Raw genomic sequence first — 19,138 nt, 5'->3', positions numbered from 1 at the left:
CCTACAAGGGGGGTAATTGTGCTCGGGCTTGCCCTCACCCCAGCCCTGGCTGTACGCCCCGCTCCGGGGCCGTTCGGCGCTTTGCGGATGTTTCTGAGTCAGCCGGCTAACGCCGAATGAGCAGCTCGCTCAGGACAGTCCCCTCTCCCCCTGGGAGAGGGTTAGGGTGAGGGAATGCACTTGCGCCGGGCAGCCCAGCAGCATCCCGCCGAAAAACAAAAACGCCCTCTCCGTAATCCGGAGAGGGCGCAACCGCCCCGGCTACGCCCAGCCGGGACAAAGGAGCGGAAGCCTTACTTCGCCCAGCGCCGCAGATCAGACGGCGTGTAGTCGCTCATCTTCGCTGTCTGCCCGGTCTTCAGCCCGCTGTTCTCCTCGTTCATCAGGCCGTTGACGAAGTAGCGCCCGCTGATCAGGTCAAAGGCCCCCGCCAGCGCTTCGTAGGTGAACTGCTTGTCGTAATACGGCATGGCGTGGGACTGGTAGTTGCGCCACAGCTCGCCGCGGCTGTCGTAGAACTCGCCGAGGACGATGTTCCAGCTGTCCTCGTCCAGGTAGTAGCGGCGCTTGCTGTAGATGTGCCGCGCGCCTGGCTTGAGAGTGGCCTCGACGACCCACACGCGGTGCTTCTCGAAGCGCGCCAGGTCCGGGTTGAGGTGGTTGGTCTTGAGGATGTCGGCGTACTTCACCGAGCGGTCGTACAGGCGGAAGCTGTTGTAGGGCACGAACAGCTCCTGCTTGCCCACCAGCTTCCAGTCGTAGCGATCCGGCGCGCCGTTGAAGCCGTCGAGGCTGTCGGCGGTGATCATGCCGTCGCTGTAGCGCGCGCTGTTGTCGTAGGCGATCAGCGGGGCGCGCCGCACTCGGCGCTGGCCGGGAATGTACTGCCAGGCGGCGCGCGGTTCGGCCACCTGGTCCATCGGCTCGTGGGACAGCACGGCTTCGCCAGACAGCCGTGCCGGCTCCAGTACACGGGTCTTGAAGAGGAACAGGACATTGGCGTCGGCCGGCAGGTCGGAGAGTGTCTCGGCGTAGTTCATCTCGGTCTGCGAGCGCACCAGGCTGTAGACGCCGTTTTCCTTCACGTTGGCCGAGCTGAAGGTGCGCTCGATGCTGCCGCCGCGGTAGCGGGTGATGTGGTTCCAGATCGCCTCGACGCCTTCCCTGGGCAGCGGGAACGGGACGCCCCGGTGGTAATTGAGCACGCCGTTGCCGCCGTCAGCGAGCTTGCTCTGCTCGGCGTTTTTTCGAGTCTCGGCGTTGATCTCGTCGGGCAGCCGAGCGCTGCGGTGGCTGGGGTAGACGTTGATCCTGTAGGTATTCGGGTAGCGTTTGAGCATCGCCTGCTCGCCCGGGCTCAGCCACTGGCTGTACTGCGCGGCGTTGGCCGGGGTGATGCTGAACAGCGGCTTCTCGGCAGCGTAGGGGTTGGCGTAGCCGCCCTTGGCGTCGACCTGCCCGGCGTTGGGCGCCAGGCCGCCGTCCCAGGCGGGGATGCTGCCGTCGGCGTTGGCGGCTTTCTCGGCGCCCACCGGGGTGAGTTTGCCGCCCAGGTCGGCGACGGAGTCGGCGTGGGCGCCAACGGCCAGGCCCATGGCGAGCGCCAGGGCAGTGATTCGCATGAGTTGCATCGGCAGGTTCCTCAGAAGTCGACCTTGGCGCTGACGCTGTAGAAGTCGCGGTCGTCGAGCGTGCTGTACTTGTTGTTGCCGAAGAAGGCGTTGTAGCCGAACTCCAGGCTGTAATCGTTGAGGTAGTTGAAGGCCAGGGAGAGGCCGGCCGCCATCTGCCCTTCCTGGAACGGGCCGCCCGGATCGTAGGAGTAGCCCTCCACGTCATGGCGGAAGTTCAGGCTGGGCAGCATGTTCACGCCGGGCAGCACATCGCTGTATTCCAGGCCCGCGCGCAGGCGGTAGCCCCAGGACCAGGGCGTGGTGAAGCCGTCGTCGGTGCAGTAGCGGTTGGTCACTCCGGTGCTCGGCGCATTGCAGGCGGCGCCATCCAGGCGCGCGCTGCGGCCGAAGGCGGCGTTGCGCCCGAGGCGTTCATCACCTACATCGCCGACATGCACCACGCCAGCTTCACCGAGCAGGGTCAGGCGCGTGGCGCCGAGCACGTTGTCGATGATCTGGGTGGCCGAGGCAGTCATCTGCCACACCGGCTTGCGCACCCAGCCATCCAGGGACTGGCCGCTGGTAGTGGCGCTGGCGGGGATGCCGTCGATGGCCGAGCTGCCGGCCGGGCCGGTGATCATTGCCACGTTCATGTCCGGGCCGTTCAGGCCCACCGGCATGTTCGGCCGGTAGCTCAGCTCCGCCGCCAGCGAGGTGCCCCAGCCGGGTAGCGCGCCGTTGATGCTCATGCCGTAGAGGTGGATGTTCTCGGGGAAGGCCGCGGCATACACCGGCCCCTGCACCCGTCCGATGGGGAAGTTGCCGGGCCTGCTGGCGTCCCGCGCGGTCAGCTCCAGGTACGGCAGGCGTGCGTGGTAGTTGACGTAGTAGAACGCCGCTTCGGCGTCGTTCAGCGAACTGATCAGCGTGCGCAGGGCAACGCCCCACTGCCCCTGGTCGGACGGGTCCTGGTCGTCGCCATGGGCGGCGTACAGGCCGCTGGCCTGCATCTGCGCGTCGGTCTGCGTCTGGCTCAGGTACAGCGGCCCGCAGCCGGGCTGGATGGCATCGCTGGTGGCGAAGAAGGTGCCGCAGCCGTCCAGCACGCTGGGTCGCCAGTTGTACTGGTAGAAGCCTTCGAGGTTCACCTTGTCGGTCAGGCCGAGGTTGAAGGAAAGCATCTCCACCGGCAGCTGGCCTTCCTTGATGTCCACGCCGGGCTTGTTGAAAGCGCTGTAGTCCAGCGGGTTGATTACGTTGATGCCGTTCTGGATCAGGATCGCCTCGCCCCAGGACAGCACCTGCTTGCCGAGCTTGAGGTTCAGCGGATGCTCGTCGACGTCGAAGTCCTTCCACACGTAGGCATCGAGGGTATCGAAGCCGTGGTAGCGGGCCAGGGTCGGCCAGCCGCTGTCGTCGAAGTCCTTGAAGCGCCCGTCGCCGGTTTCGTAGGCGTTGTCGTACCAGTACTTGAAGCGGATGAAGGCGCCCTGCCCCTGGCCCTCCAGGCTGAAGTCGGTGAGGCCCTTGAACATCTGCGAGATCGGGTCGCCCTTCTTGAAGTTCAGGCGGTTGTCGTCGGCGCTGACGCTGGTGCCGTCGGCGTTATTGATGTGCTGCGCCTGCACCGCGTTGGCGTGGGTCATCAGGTGCCGGTCCGGGTCCTGCGCCGACCAGCTGGCGCCCAGGCTCAGCGTGGTCTTGGTGGACAGGCTCCAGTCGTCGTTCATCTCGAAGGTGGTGGCCTGCGCGTGGCTGGCGCCGGTCACCGCGAGGCTCAGCAGGAGAGGTTGGGCAAAGCTGCGTGGGCGCCGCCCCCGGCAGACGGGGGGAACGGCGGCCGGATGGATTCTTGTCATTATGGGCTCCGGGTATGAGGTACCGCGGGAGCACCATGACGGCGGCGGCCCTTTCCGCCACAAGCCGGGAGCGACAAATTTCGATCATGCGCCGATCGACTGGCCCAGACGGAACTGCTTGGGCGTGATGCCGAAGCGCTTGCGGAAGGCGCGAATGAAGTTGCCGCTCTGGCGGTAACCGATGCGTTCGGCGATGCGCTCGATGGGCTGGTCGGACGAACGCAGCCAGATGCGCGCCAGGCTCAGGCCATCGCCCTCCCCGGTCTGCGCGGCGCCGCACCATTGCCGGTGCAGGCTCTGGTAGAGGAACTCGTTGGCACCCGGCAGCGGCGTGCCCAGCAGCGCAGTGGGCAGTTGCAGGAATGGCGTCGGCGTGACCTGCCAAGGCACGTTCCAGAGCGTCAGCATTTCCTCGCAGCGCTGCCGCGGGCCGATCCCCACGGCGTTGAACACGCCCTGCGGCGAGCGGCCGATTCGCCGCGAGATATTGCGGATCAAGGTGAGCACGGCGGCGTCGAGGCCGAAGTGATGCAGGTCCTGGGTGACCGGATCGAGGACCAGGCGAGTGTTCTCGCCATCGAACTCCAACCGCGCGTCCACGCAATTGGTCACCGACGGCACGTGCTCGCAGAACGCGCGCAGGCTGGTGCCCAGGTCCGGCGCGGAATCCAGCAGTATGTTCAGCCCCTGCAAGCAATGGGTCGCCATGCCGTTGACCATCTCGCAGCCGAAGTGCGGATTGCCGCTGGCCAGCTCGCACTCGCGCCACAGCTGCTCCACCTGCAGCGCTGGAATGCGCCCGCGGTGGTCTTCCAGCAAAGCTTCGGCAATGCCGGCGCGCAGACGCAGGTCGACGGCGCTGAGCCCGAGCCGGGCGGCGTGCAGCAGGATGGTGCTGGCGAAGGCACTGGAAGCGAAGAGCAGAGGCGACATGGTGGCGGACCGGTTCGGTGACCGGTTTACTAGATCAGCTCGCTCTGTTATCCATCAAATTCATTCGACTCAACACTTTAATGCGCAGGATGCATGATGGAACTCCGACAGCTTCGCCACCTGGCCGCCCTCGCCGACTTCCAGAACTACCAGCGCGCCGCCGATGCCATCGGCCTCAGCCAGTCGGCGCTGAGCCGCAGCATCCAGACCCTGGAGCGCGATCTCGACTGCGAGCTGGTGGACCGCCAGAGCCGCGACTTCCGCCTCACCGGCCAGGGCCAACTGGTGTTGCAGCACGCCCGTCGCCTGCTCAGCGGCACCCGTTCGCTGCGCAACGAACTGGAGCAGTACAACGGCCTCAATGCCGGCGAACTTCGCTTCGGCTGCGGTCCCTACCCCGCCCAGCTGCTGGTGCCCGAGGCGATGGCGGATTTCATCCGCGCACACCCGGCCATCGACGTCGGCTTTCTGATGGGCGACTGGGAGCAGATGGCCCAGTTGCTCAAGGAAGAGCAGGTGGAATTCTTCATCGGCGATGCGCGCAATTTCGCCGGCGACCCCGACTACCAGGTGCGCTGGATGGACCTGCGCCCGGGGCGCTTCTTCTGCCGGCCGGGGCACCCGCTGACCGAACAGGGCACGCTGCGCCTGGCCGCCCTGCTCGATTACCCGCGCGTCGGTACGCGCATTCCGCCGCCGCTGCGCAAAGTGTTGGCCGAGGTGCTCGGCGAGCGTGATTTCCACATGAACGTCGAGTGCGCGCAGTTCGCCGCGATCCTGCATATCGTCGCGCGTTCCGATGCGGTGGGCCTCGCCGCGGTGGAGGCCCTGCACGATCCGGTGCAGCGTGGCGAGGTGGCGATCCTGCAGATCGTCGACGTGCCCCAGGACCGCCCCGAGCTGCGCCTGCACTACGGCATCGTCAGCCGCGCGGGCTACGGCTTGTCGCCGGCGGCGCAGGCGATGATCGAGGCGATCTTCGCGGCCGATCGGCGCTTGCCGCGTGGAGGTCATGCGGGTTGACGGGGCACAGCTGCGCAGCGGCGCCGATCTCTGTGCAGGAGCGGACTCTGTCCGCGATCGATGGCCGGTTGCACCGAGTTGACCTGTTGCATATCGCGGACGGAGTCCGCTCCTACGCCTGCTGACGTTGCGTGCTGCCGGCCACCAGCAGGTCGCCATGCCGTTCGCAGAAACACTCGTCATGCCAGCCATAATGAGGATCGCGGCAGATCGAATGCTTCACCGGCCCGGTCAACTCGCCCAGTGGAACGCGGAGGCTGTCGCGCAACGCGGCGTAGATCGAACCGGGCTGCGGCCAATCCGTGCGCACCGGTCCTTCGCCCAATTGGTTGCCGGCACTCAGCTCCGCGCGAAGGATCGCGTCGAGTTCGGGGCACAGGCTGGCGGTAGGGGTTCGCTTCATGGGGTTCCCGCTGTCGATGGCATCCGTTGGCCGCAAGCTTATCCACCGGCCGCATGCCTGGGAACGCTCGACTAGCGCTCTAGCGCGATGCGTCGCTGTGGCTGTTTCTGCAGGCCGGCGAACGCCTGCTGGATACAGGCCAGCGCCCGCTCCATCGCGTGTTCGAAGCGGTAGCGGCTTTCCACATAGAGACACAACTCCAGGCTCAGCGGCTGCTCCATCGGCAGCGGGCTCTGCTGCAGCCCCAACAGCTGGGCGACGCGGCTGGGCAGGGTCAAGCCGAAGGGCTGGCGGTCGGCGATCAGGCGCGCGGCCAGTGCGCTCTGCACACTCACGGCGATGGTCCGGCGCTGGCCGCGCAGGCCCAGCTCCAGGTCTACCGGCGCAAGCCCATCGCGGCGCTGCGACACCTGGATCTGCGGTACCCGCAGGTACTCCTCCAGCGTGCGCGGCGCCTGCTGCAAGGCCGCGCCATAGGCGAACACATAGTGGTCGCTGAGCAGGGGGAGCTTGCGCAGGCCGCTCTGCTGGGAAATCGGCTGGTCGATGTCGATCAGCAGGTCGAGCTTGCCGGTGGCCAGCTCCTGCAACGCTTCGCGGCGACGCGTCTGGTAATAGCGCACCTGCCAGTCCCGCTCCGGCTGCTCGCACAACGCGTCGAGCAGCAGCGGCTGGAAAGCGTCCGGGCAGCTCAGGCGCAGGCTGCGCGTGGGCGTTGTGGCCAGCGCTGCGGGTGTGTGGTGCAGGGCGTCACGCAGGCTGTCGAGGGCGTCGCGGACGTGTCCGGAGAGCCGGTGCGCCACCAGCGTCGGCGCCACGCCCAGGTGCGTCTTGACGAACAGCGGGTCCGCGCAGAGCAGGCGCAGGCGGCGCAGCGCGTTGCTCATCGCCGGCTGGGTGAGGTTCATCACCTCGGCGGCTCGGGTGATGCTGCGCTGGTGGTAGATGGCGTCGAAGGCCAGCAGCAGGTTGAGGTCCAGTTGGCGTAGGTCGAGCATGGGTACCGCGTTGGGCGCGAAAGCGAGCGGTGGATGCTAGTGAGCGCCCTGCCCCGCGCCGCCAGCCCTGCAGGACAATTTTCGATCATCCGTGCGCTGCGCCGATGAGCGCGGTGCCGGCATTCGGCCGATGAATGCGCTTCGGCGATTTGCGCGCTGCTTGGCATAGTGGTTCTCCCAGTGTCATCACCCTTCGCGGGAGCCCGGCCATGAACGAGTTCGAACACCAGCTGCTGGCGGTCAACGGCATCCAGCTCAGCCTCTACAGCTGCGGCCCGCTGAGTGGCAAGCCGGTATGGCTGCTGCACGGCTTCCCCGAGTGCTGGCACTCCTGGCAGCACCAGATGCGCGTGCTCGCTGCCGCGGGCTACCGCGTGTTCGTGCCGGAGATGCGCGGCTACGGCCAGACCAGCGCGCCCGACGTGGTGGATGCCTACGACGTACTGACCCTGTGTGCAGACATCCAGGGGGCTATGGATGCCCTCGGCCACGAGCGCGTAGCGATGGTCGGCCACGACTGGGGGGCCCCGGTGGCGTGGCACCTGGCGCTGCTGGAGCCGCAGCGCGTCGACGTGCTGGCCACGCTGTCGGTTCCCTTCGCCGGCCGCGCCAAGCGCCCCGCCGTGGAGATCATGCGCGAGGTGTTCGCCGGCAAGTTCTTCTACATCCTCTATTTCCAGCAGCCGGGGCGCGCCGAGGCCGAGCTGGACGCGGACGTCGCCATCAGCCTGCGGCACTTCCTCGGTGACAACGTGCGCCTGGCGCCCGACCAGTCCCCCGATGGGCGCCTGTTCGACGGCCTGCCAACACCGCCGGAACACCCGAGCTGGTGCAGTGCCGAGGACTTCCAGTACTACGTGCGAACCTTCCAGGGCCACGGCTTCCACGGCGCGCTGAACTGGTACCGCAACTTCGAGCGCAGCTGGCAGCGCACCGAGCCGCTGGCCGGGCGCAAGGTGCAGCAGCCGACACTGTTCCTGATCGGCGACCGCGACCCGGTTGGGCGCTTCGAGGCTTACACCGTGCAGCGCATGCCCGAGCATGTGCCTAACCTCGAACAGCATGTGCTGGCGGACTGCGGGCACTGGATACAGAACCAGCAGCCGCAAAAGGTGAATGCCTACCTGCTGGACTTCTTCACGCGCCATTACCCGACCTGAACCCGTCGGTGCTTGTGGGCGTCGGGCGCAATGCGTAAGGTCGGTCGCGCCGCCATCCCGAGCTGCCGAGCCCATGAGCCCCCGTCCCGCCGACCTGTCCAACGCCTTCTACGCGCCGACCCTGCTGCCGGCCATCGAGGAGCTGTTGGCGCGCGGTGTGCCGGGCGATGAGCTGGAGGCGAGCTTCCGCCGCACGCTGCTGGAGCTGCGCACGCCGCTGGTGCGGGTGCCGTTGTTCCTCTCGCGGCGCTTCTGGGACCAGGCAGAAGCGGCCAGCGGCGAATCGGCCATCGGCCTGCTGGCGGGCAAGCGCTTCGCCTCGACCCTGACCAACGGCCTGACTTATCTGTTCGACGTGGCGCCGACCCTGGAGTCGGCCTGCGCCTACTTCTGCGAGTACTTCCCGTATTTCAACGGCTCGCTGCGCGCCGAGTTGCGCGAGGATCGCGGGCAGATCGCCCTGGTGCTCAGCGAACAGGGTGCGCTGCTGTCGGGGCGGCAGAGCAGCGAATACACCGTGGTGGGCATCTGCAGCCTGTTGCGGCGCAAGCTGTCGGCCAGTGGCATTCCACTCGATCCGTTGCTGGCCATCGACTTGCCCGGCGTCGAGCCGGCCAATCCCCACGTCTACCAACAGGCACTGCGCGTGCCCTTGCGCTGGCGCTCCGCGTCGGTGGTGCTGCATTTGGCGCCGGAGCTGTATCGCCGCCCCCTGTCACCGCCCAACGCCGAACTGGAGGCCACCCTGGTCGGCCTGCTCGACCAGGCACGCAGCCAGACCCAGCGAACCCTGCTGGACGTGGCCGCCGACTACATTGCCCGCGAACTGCCCCAGGGCGCGAGCTTCCAGGCATTCTGCGAGCTCCGCCATCTGACCGAGCGCACCGCCGCGCGGCGATTGCTCAGCCACGGCTGGCGCTACAGCGAACTGCTGGACGAGCAACGGCGCTTTCGCGCGCTGGACCTGCTGGAGGATCCGCAGCTGTCACTGGCGCAGATCACTGACCAGCTCGGCTATGGTGACTTGCAGAGCTTTTCCCGCGCCTTCAGCCGTTGGTACGGCACCAGTCCTGGTGCCTGGCGCGACGCCCTGCCCCGCTGAGTCAGGCGGTGCGGCGCATGCCGATGTGCGGGATGTCGTCTTCCAGATAGACCTCGGTCACCGGCGCGAAGCCGTAGCGGCCGTAGTAGCCCTGCAGGTGCGCCTGGGCCGAGAGGTAGATCGGCAGGCCGGCCCAGCGCTGGGCAATGGCCTGCAGTGCCTGCTCCATCAGCTGGTGGCCAAGACCGGTGCCGCGCCCGGCCGGCGCGATCACCACGCGGCCGATCACCACGTCGCCGTCATGGCGTTGCGGATCGAGCAGGCGCAGGTAGCCGATCAGCTGGCCATCCTGCTCCACCATCAGGTGGCAGGTGTCGCCGACCAGGTCGAGGCCATCGACTTCCTGGTACGGGCATTTCTGCTCCACCACGAAGACTTCGGTGCGCAGTTGCAGGATGGCGTAGAGCTCTTCCTTGGTCAGGTCGAGGTGGTGCTTGCAGGTCCAGTTCAGGGCCATGTTCTGTTCACTCCGATCATCGAGAAGGCCATGGTAACGCGGCTCACACCGGCGCGTGGAAGCGCAGTGTCGCGGACCCGCCCAGGTGCCGGCGCAGCGCTTCGATGGCGACCTTGACCTTGGCCGGCTGCGCGTCGCGGCGTGGGGTGACGGCGTAGATCCCGAACGGCGGCAGTGACCATTCCGGCAGCAGGCGCACCAGCCTGCCCTCCTCCAGCGCCTCGCGCACTTCGGGTTCCGGCTGGCAGGACACGCCAAGGCCATCGAGGGTGAACTGGCGCAGGGCGATCATGCTGTTGGCGGCGACGCGCGCCTCCAGGCGCAGCTTGCAGGTTTCTCCGCCCGGCCCGCTGAAGTTCAGGTACGCCTGGTGCGCCACGGTGTTCAACGCCAGCCAGTCCACGTTCTGCAATTGCTGGGGATGGTCGATGGGAGTTATGCGCCGCAGGTAAGTCGGGGCCGCGCAGATGACGTTGTTCCATTCCGCCAGATGGCGCGCCACCAGGCTGGAATCGGACAGGCTGCCGACGCGGATGGCGAGGTCTATGCGCTGCTCGATCAGGTCGATCTGCTCGTCATGGAAGAACAGCTGCAAGCGCAGTTGCCGGTGGTTCTCCAGCAGCGGCCGCAGCGCTTCGGTGATCAACTTGCCGGAAAAACCCACCGGTGCCGCCAGCCGCAGTTCGCCCACCGGCGCCTCGCGCCATTCGCCCAGGCGCTGCTCGGCTTCCTCGGCAATCGCCAGCATCTGTGCGCAGCTGCGATAGAAGGCCTCACCGGCTTCGGTGAGCGTCAGCTTGCGGGTGGTGCGGTGCAGCAGCGTGACCTGGGCGTGGGCTTCGAGCTTGCGAATCTGCTGGCTGACCGCCGAGGGCGTCATGCCGAGTGCCTCGGCCGCGGCGGCCATGGAGCCGCGCGAGACCACGGTGGCGAACACCGCCATGCCGCGAAGATTGTCCATTGTGAAGCTCCGCTAAAGAGTGAAAGGCAAAATAGCGGGTTTTTCCCTTGATTGCCGGCGCCTAGGATGTCATCTCCCAAAATGGAGAAGAGAAACGATGCCTTCGAGCCGTGCCACCGTCCCTACCCTCGATGCCGCGCGCTACCTCAAGCGCCTGTGCAACCACTTCGCCCACAAGCTGCCGGTCGAACTGACCGAAGACCGGGGCGTCCTGACCTTCGATTTCGGCACCTGCCGCCTGCACGCCACCGCGCAAGCCCTGCTGATGGAAGCCGAGTCCGCTGATGCCGAAGGCCTTGAGCGCCTGCAGAACGTGGTAGTCAGCCACCTCGACCGTTTCGCCTGGAAAGAAGGCCAAATGCCGGTGAACTGGCAAGCCGCCTGAAATCACCCAGCGGAAAAGCGCAAAAACTGAAAAACCCGGCCAAGGCCGGGTTTTTTGTTGCCTGGAAATAGCCAGGCGCCGCTCAAGTTTTATGACCAATATGCAGATCTCCGGTCACAGAATATTCGAGTATGGCGCTTGGAATTTCAGATTGACCAAGAGGAATAGATACGTTCGATTGATTGATTTCTGATCAAAAAGAAAAGTCAATACTTTGAAATATCTTGTAACCATGTGGCCACTTTTACCCCGAGTTATCCACACGGTCGATGCGCAAAATCTGTACAGAGCGGCCCTTTACCCGGAAGGCGGCCTGGTAGGGCCAGCGCTCGACACCCAATTCGCGCACGCCGGGGACTTCGCTCGGCACGCCGCTGCTGCTCAGGTCCAGGTTCGCCAGCGGGCTGACCTGCTCGACGATGTCCTGGATGGCCCTCAATGCCTTCTCCGGGCCGATCAGCACGACGTAGTGGTCGTAGATGGCGTCCAGGTCGGCTGCGGCCTTGTACGTCCACTGCAGGCTCATGCCAATCCCCACTTGGCTTCGATGGCGGCGTGCTCCAGCAGGTGGCCGGCATCGGCGTCCGCCACGCCTTCATCGATGGCCGCCACGTGCCAGCTCTGGCGCTCCAGGTACTGCGCCAGGGCCTGGCGCAGGTGGTAGGGCCGGTCCCGGTGGGTGGCGCGGGCCAGTTGGTCCAGCGCCGCCACGAGGCTGTCATCGGCGCGGAACGAAACAACGGTGGTCACTTTTTGAACAGCTCCGTTTACGCTGTATACAGTGTTTACAACGATAACATACGTATACGAATCAAGCACTTGGCTTGAGCAGGTTTTTCTTCGGCAGACGCGGCCAGGGCGCGCCAGGCACGGGACAGGCCGCCACTTTCGCGCCGGCGAAAGTTGGCTTCCGGCATCGGGGATTTGTTGGCGAGGCGGGGCGCATCAGGCTTGCCGGGCGGCCCACACAACAACAACAGGAGCCCCGCGATGCTGCTCGATTACCTGATCATGCTGGTCTACGCCCTGGGCATGCTTGCCCTGGGCTGGTACGGAATGCGCAAGGCGCGCAACCAGAACGACTTCCTCGTCGCCGGGCGCCGGCTCGGCCCGGGCCTGTACCTGGGCACCATGGCCGCCGTGGTGCTTGGCGGCGCGTCCACCATCGGTACGGTGAAGCTCGGCTATCTCTACGGGCTGTCCGGCCTGTGGCTGGTGTTCATGCTGGGCCTGGGGATCATCGTCCTCAGCCTGGTGTTCTCGCGGCAGATCGCCAGGCTCAAGGTCTACACCGTCACGCAGATCCTCGAGCAGCGCTACCAGGCTTCCTCGCGGCTGATCGGCGGCATCGTGATGGTCGCCTACGACCTGATGGTGGCGGTCACCGCGACCATCGCCATCGGCTCGGTGACCGAGGTGGTCTTCGATGTACCGCGCATCCCGGCGATCCTCTGCGGCGGCGGCATCGTCATCTTCTACTCGGTGATTGGCGGCATGTGGTCGCTGACCCTCACCGACATCATCCAGTTCGTGATCAAGACCCTTGGCATCTTCGCCGTGCTGCTGCCCATGTCGATCCACGAGGCGGGCGGCCTGTCGCGGATGCAGGAGGTGCTGCCGGCGGGCTTCTTCGACCTTGGCCACATCGGCCTTGACACTATCCTCACCTACTTCCTGCTGTACTTCTTCGGCGCCCTGATCGGCCAGGACATCTGGCAGCGCGTGTTCACTGCGCGCAGCGAGAAGGTGGTGCGCTACGCCGGTCTAGGCGCCGGTATCTACTGCATGCTTTACGGCCTGGCCTGCGCGCTGATCGGCGCCGCCGCCCACGTGCTGATCCCCAACCTGGCGGTGCCGGAGAACGCCTACGCCGAGGTCACCCGGCAGGTACTGGAGCCGGGCGTGCGCGGGCTGGTGGTAGCGGCAGCGCTGTCGGCCATCATGTCCACCGCCTCCGGCTGCCTGCTCGCCGCCGCCACTGTGCTGCAGGAGGACGTCTACGCACGTTTCCTGCGCCCCGGTGCGCCCAATGGCCTGCGTGAGAGCCGCCTGTTCACCCTGCTGATGGGCGTGGTGATGCTGGTCCTGGCGTGCCTGGTGAACGACGTCATCGGCGCCCTGAGCATTGCCTACAACCTGCTGGTGGGCGGCCTGCTGGTGCCGATCCTTGGCGCGCTGCTGTGGCGCCGCGCATCGGCCCGCGGGGCGATCGCCAGCATCATCGTCGGCAGCCTGGTGGTGATCCTGTTCATGGCCATCGACGGCATCCTCGCCAATACCCCCATCGCCTACGGCCTGCTCGCCAGCCTGGTCACCTTCGTGGTGATCAGCCTCGCGGGTGCGCCGGCCACAAGCCTGCACGCGCAGACCGACTGAGCCACTTCCCTTCAGGAGACGACCCCATGCCCCATGACTTCCCGCAACCCATGGACGCCGCCGAGATTCCCCGCTTCGCCGGCATCCCCAGCTTCATGCGCCTGCCGATCTTCGAAGACCCCGCGCAGGTGGATATCGCGCTGCTCGGCGTGCCCTGGGACGGCGGCACCACCAACCGCGCCGGCGCCCGCCACGGCCCGCGCGAGGTGCGCAACCAGTCGAGCCTGATGCGCAAGGTGCACCACGTCAGCCACATCGCTCCCTACGATCTGGTGCGCGTCGGTGACATCGGCGATGCGCCGGTCAACCCCATCGACCTGCTCGATTCGCTCAAGCGCATCGAGGGTTTTTACCGGCGTATCCATGCCGCTGGCGCGATCCCGCTGTCGGTGGGCGGCGATCACCTGGTGACGTTGCCGATCTTTCGTGCGCTGGCGGCCGAGCGGCCCATCGGCATGGTCCACTTCGACGCCCATTCCGACACCAACGACCGTTACTTTGGCGACAACCCGTACACCCATGGCACGCCGTTCCGGCGCGCCATCGAGGAGGGGCTGCTCGATCCGAAGCGCACTGTGCAGATCGGCATCCGCGGCTCGATCTACGATGCAGACGATGAAGCCTTTGCCAACGAGCAGGGCATCCGGGTGATCCACATGGAAGAGTTCGCCGACCTCGGCGTCGAGGCAACGCTGGCGGAGGTGCGTCGCGTGGTGGGGCAGGAGCCGACCTACGTGACCTTCGACGTCGATGTGCTCGACCCGGCCTTCGCGCCCGGCACCGGCACGCCGGAGATCGGCGGCATGACCACGCTGCAGGCGCAGCACCTGATCCGCGGCCTGCAGGGCCTGAACCTGATCGGCGCGGACGTGGTGGAGGTGTCGCCACCGTTCGACCAGGGCGGGGCGACCGCGCTCGTGGGCGCGACCATGATGTTCGAGCTGCTCTGCGTGCTCGCCGATTCGCTGGCCGCTCGCCGCTGAGCGTCGTGGGGGTTCACGCGGCGGCGCCGTCGGCGCTATAACGAAAGGCCTGCGCCCGCCGCCGCGAGAATTCCCATGCTGGGCAATCTTTCCGATATCGATCTGCGCCTGCTGCGCACCTTCTGCACCATCGTCGAGGCGGGCGGTTTCACCGCCGCCCAGGTGCGCCTGAATACCAGCCTTTCGCGCCTGAGCGTGCTGGTGCGCGACCTCGAACTGCGCCTGGGCTATTCGCTCTGCCGGCGCGGCAGCAGCGGCTTCCAGCTCACCGATGAGGGCCAGGAGCTCTACGACGCAGCGCTCGGCCTGTTCACCGACATCGAGCGCTTCCGCGAGCAGGTCACCGGGCTGGGCGGGCGCAATCGCGAGATCCTGCACCTGGGCTGCGTCGACGGTGTGCTTGGCCAGCACTGCTGGCCGCTGCCGCTGGCGATCCAGCTGTTCCGCCAGGACAACCCGCGGGTGCGGCTGAACCTGCATACGCAGCGCCCGGACGAGCTGGAGAACGCTGTTCTGGAAGAGCGCCTGCAACTGGCCATTGGCGCTTTTCACCATCGTTTGTCCGGCCTGCGCTACCAGCCGCTGTTCCGCGAAGAGCAGAACCTCTACTGCGCCCGCGAGCATCCATTCTTTGCCCGCCAGGACGACGAACCGACGCTGGAGCAGATCTGCGCCGCCGAGTATGCCGGACGCGGTTACATGGCGGAAAGCCGACGGCCCCACGGCCTGGTGTTCAGCCGCGCGACCAATGCCTACAGCATGGAGGCCATCGCCAACCTGGTGTTCAGCGGCACCTTCATCGGCTACCTGCCGAGCCACTATGCGGGCGAGTGGGTGGCCGACGGCCGGTTGCGCGCGATTCGTCCAGCGCAGCTGGCGTACGTCTCGGAATTCCATTGCGTCACGCGCCAGGGGGCCGAGCCCGGCGAGGCGCTGGCGGCCTTCCTCGCTGCGCTGGAGCGCGCCCAGGCGCGGTTGGGCAACGGCGTGGCGCTGGCATGAACGCTCTGCGTGCTCTGTTCGAGGACGGCTTCGTCCTGCTGCGCGGCTTGCTGGACGCAGCACAAGTCGCTGAGGTGCGCTCGCTGATCGACAGCCTGCGGCCGCTGCACTGGGATTACGAAGGACTGGTGGACCACTACAAGTGTGTGTTCAACCGGTCGCCGCGCTGGCTGCCGTACCTCGATCCGCCGGGGTTGATCGAGCTGGCCGAAGCGGCGCTGGGCGGTGACTGCCATGTGATCGGCCAGACCGCCTGGCGTTGCCATCCGGGGTTCATCGGTGCGGAAATGCACCAGGATTACCTGCCTGTTGCGCTGCCCGCCGTCGACGTGCCGATGTTCATCTGTACCGCGCAGATCTACCTCGACGACATTGACGAGGCGCTGTGCCCGACCTGGGTGATTCCCGGCAGCCACCGTGCCGGCCGCGCGCCAGAGCCGGATGAGTCCGCGTGGAAGGGCAGGGCCGCCGAGCCGGTGCTGTGCCGCGCCGGCGACTGCCTGCTGTTGCGCAGCGACCTGTGGCACGCCGGGAGCCGCAACACGAGCCAGCGCACGCGCTACCTTTTGCAGGTGCACTATGGCCGGCGCATGGTCGCGCAGAAGTTCTCGCCCTACCTGGACTGGGCGTTCAACCCTGAGGTGCTCGCCGCCTGCACACCGCGGCAACGCCGGCTGCTGGGCGATCACAGCGCGGCCGAGTACGACTGACCGGGAGGATCAACGATGAGTGCTGTACATGCCGGCGGCTGCCATTGCGGCCAGTTGCGCTACGAGTGCGATGCCGAGCTGACGGACGTCGCCCATTGCCATTGCTCGATCTGCCGGCGCACCACCGGCGGCATCGTCACCACCTGGGTCACGGTGCCGTTGAAGAGCTTCCGCTGGACCCACGGCAAGCCTGCCGAGTACCGCTCTTCACCGCCGTGCGTGCGCTACTTCTGCCGCAACTGTGGCGCCCAGCTGGCCCTGTTCACCGATCAGGCGCCGGACACGCTGGATATCACCACGGCGACGCTGGAGGAGGTCGCCACCGTGGTGCCGGATCGGCATATCTGGGTGAACAGCCGGCTGCCGTGGATTCACCTGGACGAGCAGCTGGCGGAGGAGTGGGAGGAGAAGCTCTAGGGTTCGCGGTTCGGTTTTGTTCGCGAGCAAGCTCGCTCCTACAGGTAGCGCATTATTGCTCTTCGTAGGAGCGAGCTTGCTCGCGAACTGCCCGTCTGATTGAGCTCAAGGCAACTCCAGCCCGCCCGATGCCTTGTGCAGCTCGCGCAGGTGCGCGCCGATCTGCTTGGTGTTGGCTTCCAGCGCAGCCAGCTCGTCGCGGCGCTCCGGGGTGAGCAGGGCGCGGACTTCGCGGTCGAGGTTGTCGCTGAGTTGGCGCAGGCGCTGCTGGCGTTGCTGCGTCTGCTTCTCCAGGGTCGCCGTCTCCGGCGCCTGGGGCAGACCGTAGCCACCGTCGAGGAGTTCGGCAGGACGGCTGAGGAAGCCGCTGTCGTCGAGGATCTGCTGCAGCGTCTTGCCGGCGGCGGCGAGGTCGGGCTTGCTCGCCATGGCATCCGGGTTGCTCAGGTACAAGCGCTTCAACTCGTCCTGGGCCAGCAGCAGCTGGCGGCGCAGGGATGCCTGCTCGAGCAGCAGCAGGGCGGCGCTGGAGCGCAGGTCAGCCTTGTCGAACCACGGGCGGCGCTCGACAGCGGGGAGGGCGAGCCAGTCTTCCACTTTGTCCTGCGGGACGGTCATGCGCTTTTTCAGCACGTCGAACATGGCCTGGTAGCGATCGCGGAAGGAGTCGAAACGATAGCCCAGGCGCAGCGCTTCCTTGGGGTTTTCCAGCACGCTGGCGTCGGCGATGCCCTTGTTCTCCAGCAGGCCGAGCACGCCGTAGGGCGTGATGCTGTCCATGGTCTGCAGGCTCTGGCGCTGGATACCGCTGCGCAGCAGCTTGAGCGTCTCCACCGCGCAGTTGTTGGACAGGAAATAATAGTTGCCGTCGTAGCTCCAGTGGCTCTGCGCGGAGCGCTCCACCAGGCTGTTGACCTCATCGCGGCTGAGCCTGAGCGGGATCGAGGCGAGGCTGCGCAGCTCGACCTTGGTGTACTCCTCGATCACTTGCGACAGCGGCAGCACGAACAGGCGCGACGGGTAGGCACCGGTCAGGCCGTCCCAGCTGGACAACTGCAGGTCGCCGACGAAGGCGCGGTAGGACAGCACCAGGTGCTGGTCCAGGTCCAGGCGGCAGGCCGGGCCGCGCGGGCGGCCCGGCGCACAGACCACCAGGCGCAGCATGGTGTGGCCCCAGCGGCTGGCAATCTCGTTGTTGGCCTCGGCGATCAGGTAGTCGACCTCGTAGACCCGCTCCGGGTCGAGGTAGCCCAGCGGCTGGCGGCCGAAGTCGCGGCCGGCGTTCAGGTAGGCGTACTGGGTCGAGCATTGGTCATGCGGGCGCTCGCCGAAGCGCTCTGCGTAGTAACGATAGAGCGCCGGGCGGCGGCAGGCGAAGCTGCGGTCGAGGAGGAAGTACTCCATGTTCACCGCGACGTACTCGCGCGGGTTGGTCAGCTCGTATTTGTCCGGGCTGCGCAGGAGGAATCGATTGTGTTGCTCGCGCTCGCCATGCTTGCCGGCGTACTGCGGCCAACCGGCAAGGTCGAGCAGGCGCGGGTCGTCCGAGAGGGTGAAGCGGCGGCCGGTCTGGCCACGGCATTCATCCGGCGCGCCAACGCGGCCGATGCTCTTGTCGCGCATCGTGCAGCGGCGGATCCCCCGGCCTTCGTCGGTTTCCCAGAGGCGGGCGCGGTCATAGAGGTGGGTCAGCTCATGGAGCAGCGTGGCCAGCAGTTCCCGGCGCAGGGTGCCGTGGGTGCGGCCGGTCTGCTCGGTGGCGGCACTGCCGTCGGTGAGTGGGCCAAGATAGCGGGTACTCAGGGCGATGGCGCCGGGGCGCAGGGTGCGGCCCATGCCGTTGCTGGGCAGGTCGTCGCGCCACTGTACCTGGACCTTGCGATCCAGGCGTGCGACGAAGCTGTCCGGCAGGGTGTGCAGCGCCTCGTCGAGCAACTGCTGGCTGGCCTGGCGCTGCGCAGCGTTCAGGCCTTCGTCAGCCAGCTCCAGGCGGAGCGCGGCGTGGCTGCTGGCGGCGACGGTCAGCGCCAGGGCCGCCAGCCAGCGGCCAGCCCGGAGTCTCACAGAGCGAGGATGGCTTCAGCCAGGTCCTGGTCGGAAGCTTCGCGCGCCTGCGGCACCTGCTCGCGCAGCACCTTGAAGGCGGCTTCGAGCTGGGCGCCCCGGATCGCGCCATCGCTGCCGACATAGCTGGCGGCATCGTCACGGGCTTCGCGGACGACCTTCATGTCGCGCACGGAAGTGGTGGTGTCCGAGGTGAAATCGATGCTGCGGGCGAAGGCGTTGGTGGTGATGTTGAACACGCGGACCACCGACTGGGCCTGGGCGGTGGACGCGCAGGCGGCGAACAGCAGACCGAGGATCAGAGGGCTCTTGGACAGCGAACTGAGGCGCATGGATGTCTCCGAAAGGGCAGCGAGGGCTGCTCACAACTTATTTGGCAAGAATGGCTTCGGCCAGTTCCCGATCATTCGCCGCCAGCCCGGGGTGTTCCCGTCGCAGCCAGTGCAGGGCCGCTTCCAGGCGCGCACCGCGCAGGGCGCCGTCGGAGGCGACGAACAGCGCCGCGTCATCGCGGGCGCCGCGCAGCAGCTTGTTGTCGAAGGGCGCGCTGGTGACCTGGCTGGTGGCGTAACTGGTCCCCACCGGAAACTGGGTCGTCTGGTCGAATGCCTGGGCAGGCAGGGAACAGGCAAGCAGTGGCAGCAGGAAGAACAGGGTACGCATGGGCTCGGACGATCGGAAAAGCACGGCCG

The 19,138-nt window shown here is 66.7% G+C and carries 21 protein-coding genes; 9 read left to right on the top strand and 12 right to left on the bottom strand.

What is annotated here, in order from left to right; translation table 11 throughout:
* Nucleotides 1-293: 293 nt before the first annotated feature.
* The 3 genes from G4G71_RS02445 to G4G71_RS02435 all read right to left on the bottom strand — a co-directional run bounded on the left by G4G71_RS02445 (nt 294) and on the right by G4G71_RS02435 (nt 4,405).
* The gene (locus G4G71_RS02445) at nt 294-1,631 is read right to left on the bottom strand and encodes a DUF1329 domain-containing protein (protein WP_240964870.1); all 1,338 of its coding nucleotides are present in this window, start codon (nt 1,629-1,631) and stop codon (nt 294-296) included.
* Between the two features lie 11 nt (nt 1,632-1,642).
* Nucleotides 1,643-3,472 carry a DUF1302 domain-containing protein gene (locus G4G71_RS02440; protein ID WP_240964869.1) on the bottom strand — a complete coding sequence of 610 codons (1,830 nt, stop codon included), beginning with the start codon at nt 3,470-3,472 and terminating at the stop codon, nt 1,643-1,645.
* Between the two features lie 84 nt (nt 3,473-3,556).
* Nucleotides 3,557-4,405, bottom strand: coding sequence for an AraC family transcriptional regulator (locus G4G71_RS02435; protein WP_169935266.1), 849 nt, complete (start codon nt 4,403-4,405; stop codon nt 3,557-3,559).
* Nucleotides 4,406-4,501: 96 nt separating this feature from the next.
* On the opposite strand from G4G71_RS02435, the gene G4G71_RS02430 reads away from it, so the two are divergent.
* Entirely contained in the window at nt 4,502-5,428 is a 927-nt protein-coding gene (locus G4G71_RS02430) for a LysR family transcriptional regulator (protein WP_169935265.1), read from the top strand.
* Between the two features lie 112 nt (nt 5,429-5,540).
* Here G4G71_RS02430 and G4G71_RS02425 read toward each other — a convergent pair whose 3' ends face one another.
* Nucleotides 5,541-5,831 carry a hypothetical protein gene (locus G4G71_RS02425; RefSeq protein WP_169935264.1) on the bottom strand — a complete coding sequence of 97 codons (291 nt, stop codon included), beginning with the start codon at nt 5,829-5,831 and terminating at the stop codon, nt 5,541-5,543.
* 71 nt (nt 5,832-5,902) lie between these two features.
* Entirely contained in the window at nt 5,903-6,829 is a 927-nt protein-coding gene (locus tag G4G71_RS02420; protein WP_169935263.1) for a LysR family transcriptional regulator, read from the bottom strand.
* Between the two features lie 209 nt (nt 6,830-7,038).
* Between G4G71_RS02420 and G4G71_RS02415 the strand changes: the two genes are divergently transcribed.
* Complete coding sequence (locus G4G71_RS02415) at nt 7,039-7,989, top strand: alpha/beta fold hydrolase (protein WP_169935262.1); 951 nt, start codon at nt 7,039-7,041, stop codon at nt 7,987-7,989.
* 73 nt (nt 7,990-8,062) lie between these two features.
* The gene (locus G4G71_RS02410) at nt 8,063-9,091 is read left to right on the top strand and encodes a helix-turn-helix domain-containing protein (RefSeq protein WP_240964868.1); all 1,029 of its coding nucleotides are present in this window, start codon (nt 8,063-8,065) and stop codon (nt 9,089-9,091) included.
* A 1-nt stretch (nt 9,092) separates the two neighbouring features.
* Here the strand turns inward: G4G71_RS02410 and G4G71_RS02405 are convergent, their stop codons facing one another.
* Together G4G71_RS02405 and G4G71_RS02400 are read right to left on the bottom strand one after the other, a co-directional pair.
* The gene (locus G4G71_RS02405) at nt 9,093-9,548 is read right to left on the bottom strand and encodes a GNAT family N-acetyltransferase (protein WP_169935261.1); all 456 of its coding nucleotides are present in this window, start codon (nt 9,546-9,548) and stop codon (nt 9,093-9,095) included.
* Nucleotides 9,549-9,591: 43 nt separating this feature from the next.
* Nucleotides 9,592-10,509: a LysR family transcriptional regulator gene (locus G4G71_RS02400; RefSeq protein ID WP_169935260.1), complete on the bottom strand. Its 918-nt coding sequence runs from the start codon at nt 10,507-10,509 to the stop codon at nt 9,592-9,594.
* Nucleotides 10,510-10,606: 97 nt separating this feature from the next.
* Between G4G71_RS02400 and G4G71_RS02395 the strand changes: the two genes are divergently transcribed.
* Nucleotides 10,607-10,894: a DUF2218 domain-containing protein gene (locus G4G71_RS02395; RefSeq protein ID WP_169935259.1), complete on the top strand. Its 288-nt coding sequence runs from the start codon at nt 10,607-10,609 to the stop codon at nt 10,892-10,894.
* Nucleotides 10,895-11,138: 244 nt separating this feature from the next.
* Here G4G71_RS02395 and G4G71_RS02390 read toward each other — a convergent pair whose 3' ends face one another.
* A complete protein-coding gene (locus tag G4G71_RS02390) occupies nt 11,139-11,420 on the bottom strand; it encodes a type II toxin-antitoxin system RelE/ParE family toxin (RefSeq protein WP_169935258.1) in 282 nt (93 codons plus the stop codon).
* The gene (locus G4G71_RS02385) at nt 11,417-11,644 is read right to left on the bottom strand and encodes a CopG family ribbon-helix-helix protein (RefSeq protein WP_169935257.1); all 228 of its coding nucleotides are present in this window, start codon (nt 11,642-11,644) and stop codon (nt 11,417-11,419) included. The genes G4G71_RS02390 and G4G71_RS02385 overlap by 4 nt, the downstream gene beginning before the upstream one ends.
* A gap of 240 nt (nt 11,645-11,884) precedes the next feature.
* Here G4G71_RS02385 and G4G71_RS02380 point away from each other — a divergent pair, with 240 nt between their 5' ends.
* The 5 genes from G4G71_RS02380 to G4G71_RS02360 all read left to right on the top strand — a co-directional run bounded on the left by G4G71_RS02380 (nt 11,885) and on the right by G4G71_RS02360 (nt 16,382).
* On the top strand, nt 11,885-13,270 hold the full coding sequence (locus tag G4G71_RS02380; RefSeq protein ID WP_169935256.1) for a sodium:solute symporter family protein: 1,386 nt from the start codon (nt 11,885-11,887) through the stop codon (nt 13,268-13,270).
* Between the two features lie 26 nt (nt 13,271-13,296).
* Nucleotides 13,297-14,253 carry an agmatinase gene (gene speB, locus G4G71_RS02375; protein WP_169935255.1) on the top strand — a complete coding sequence of 319 codons (957 nt, stop codon included), beginning with the start codon at nt 13,297-13,299 and terminating at the stop codon, nt 14,251-14,253.
* 75 nt (nt 14,254-14,328) lie between these two features.
* A complete protein-coding gene (locus G4G71_RS02370; protein ID WP_169935254.1) occupies nt 14,329-15,255 on the top strand; it encodes a LysR family transcriptional regulator in 927 nt (308 codons plus the stop codon).
* The gene (locus G4G71_RS02365; RefSeq protein WP_169935253.1) at nt 15,252-15,965 is read left to right on the top strand and encodes a phytanoyl-CoA dioxygenase family protein; all 714 of its coding nucleotides are present in this window, start codon (nt 15,252-15,254) and stop codon (nt 15,963-15,965) included. The genes G4G71_RS02370 and G4G71_RS02365 overlap by 4 nt, the downstream gene beginning before the upstream one ends.
* A gap of 15 nt (nt 15,966-15,980) precedes the next feature.
* Nucleotides 15,981-16,382: a GFA family protein gene (locus tag G4G71_RS02360; RefSeq protein ID WP_169935252.1), complete on the top strand. Its 402-nt coding sequence runs from the start codon at nt 15,981-15,983 to the stop codon at nt 16,380-16,382.
* A 105-nt stretch (nt 16,383-16,487) separates the two neighbouring features.
* Here G4G71_RS02360 and G4G71_RS02355 read toward each other — a convergent pair whose 3' ends face one another.
* From G4G71_RS02355 to G4G71_RS02345, 3 genes are read right to left on the bottom strand one after another with little or no spacing between them, the layout of a single operon-like run.
* Nucleotides 16,488-18,446, bottom strand: coding sequence for a DUF7844 domain-containing protein (locus G4G71_RS02355; protein WP_169935251.1), 1,959 nt, complete (start codon nt 18,444-18,446; stop codon nt 16,488-16,490).
* Nucleotides 18,443-18,778: a DUF2388 domain-containing protein gene (locus G4G71_RS02350; protein WP_024763704.1), complete on the bottom strand. Its 336-nt coding sequence runs from the start codon at nt 18,776-18,778 to the stop codon at nt 18,443-18,445. The genes G4G71_RS02355 and G4G71_RS02350 overlap by 4 nt, the downstream gene beginning before the upstream one ends.
* Before the next feature lie 37 nt (nt 18,779-18,815).
* Entirely contained in the window at nt 18,816-19,109 is a 294-nt protein-coding gene (locus tag G4G71_RS02345; RefSeq protein ID WP_024763705.1) for a DUF2388 domain-containing protein, read from the bottom strand.
* Nucleotides 19,110-19,138: the final 29 nt, after the last annotated feature.

It is taken from the genome of Pseudomonas multiresinivorans (genome assembly GCF_012971725.1).
Lineage (GTDB): Bacteria > Pseudomonadota > Gammaproteobacteria > Pseudomonadales > Pseudomonadaceae > Pseudomonas > Pseudomonas multiresinivorans.
This window is presented reverse-complemented; position numbering and strand designations above follow the sequence as displayed.

Bases quoted from the DNA above. Each gene is read 5' to 3' on its own strand.
- G4G71_RS02410 (WP_240964868.1), top strand. From the start codon at position 8,063: ATGAGCCCCCGTCCCGCCGACCTGTCCAACGCCTTCTACGCGCCGACC.
- G4G71_RS02405 (WP_169935261.1), bottom strand. From the start codon at position 9,548: ATGGCCCTGAACTGGACCTGCAAGCACCACCTCGACCTGACCAAGGAA.
- G4G71_RS02395 (WP_169935259.1), top strand. From the start codon at position 10,607: ATGCCTTCGAGCCGTGCCACCGTCCCTACCCTCGATGCCGCGCGCTAC.
- G4G71_RS02435 (WP_169935266.1), bottom strand. From the start codon at position 4,405: ATGTCGCCTCTGCTCTTCGCTTCCAGTGCCTTCGCCAGCACCATCCTG.
- speB (WP_169935255.1), top strand. From the start codon at position 13,297: ATGCCCCATGACTTCCCGCAACCCATGGACGCCGCCGAGATTCCCCGC.
- G4G71_RS02370 (WP_169935254.1), top strand. From the start codon at position 14,329: ATGCTGGGCAATCTTTCCGATATCGATCTGCGCCTGCTGCGCACCTTC.
- G4G71_RS02345 (WP_024763705.1), bottom strand. From the start codon at position 19,109: ATGCGTACCCTGTTCTTCCTGCTGCCACTGCTTGCCTGTTCCCTGCCT.
- G4G71_RS02380 (WP_169935256.1), top strand. From the start codon at position 11,885: ATGCTGCTCGATTACCTGATCATGCTGGTCTACGCCCTGGGCATGCTT.
- G4G71_RS02365 (WP_169935253.1), top strand. From the start codon at position 15,252: ATGAACGCTCTGCGTGCTCTGTTCGAGGACGGCTTCGTCCTGCTGCGC.
- G4G71_RS02415 (WP_169935262.1), top strand. From the start codon at position 7,039: ATGAACGAGTTCGAACACCAGCTGCTGGCGGTCAACGGCATCCAGCTC.
- G4G71_RS02350 (WP_024763704.1), bottom strand. From the start codon at position 18,778: ATGCGCCTCAGTTCGCTGTCCAAGAGCCCTCTGATCCTCGGTCTGCTG.
- G4G71_RS02400 (WP_169935260.1), bottom strand. From the start codon at position 10,509: ATGGACAATCTTCGCGGCATGGCGGTGTTCGCCACCGTGGTCTCGCGC.
- G4G71_RS02360 (WP_169935252.1), top strand. From the start codon at position 15,981: ATGAGTGCTGTACATGCCGGCGGCTGCCATTGCGGCCAGTTGCGCTAC.
- G4G71_RS02430 (WP_169935265.1), top strand. From the start codon at position 4,502: ATGGAACTCCGACAGCTTCGCCACCTGGCCGCCCTCGCCGACTTCCAG.
- G4G71_RS02390 (WP_169935258.1), bottom strand. From the start codon at position 11,420: ATGAGCCTGCAGTGGACGTACAAGGCCGCAGCCGACCTGGACGCCATC.
- G4G71_RS02425 (WP_169935264.1), bottom strand. From the start codon at position 5,831: ATGAAGCGAACCCCTACCGCCAGCCTGTGCCCCGAACTCGACGCGATC.
- G4G71_RS02440 (WP_240964869.1), bottom strand. From the start codon at position 3,472: ATGACAAGAATCCATCCGGCCGCCGTTCCCCCCGTCTGCCGGGGGCGG.
- G4G71_RS02445 (WP_240964870.1), bottom strand. From the start codon at position 1,631: ATGCAACTCATGCGAATCACTGCCCTGGCGCTCGCCATGGGCCTGGCC.
- G4G71_RS02420 (WP_169935263.1), bottom strand. From the start codon at position 6,829: ATGCTCGACCTACGCCAACTGGACCTCAACCTGCTGCTGGCCTTCGAC.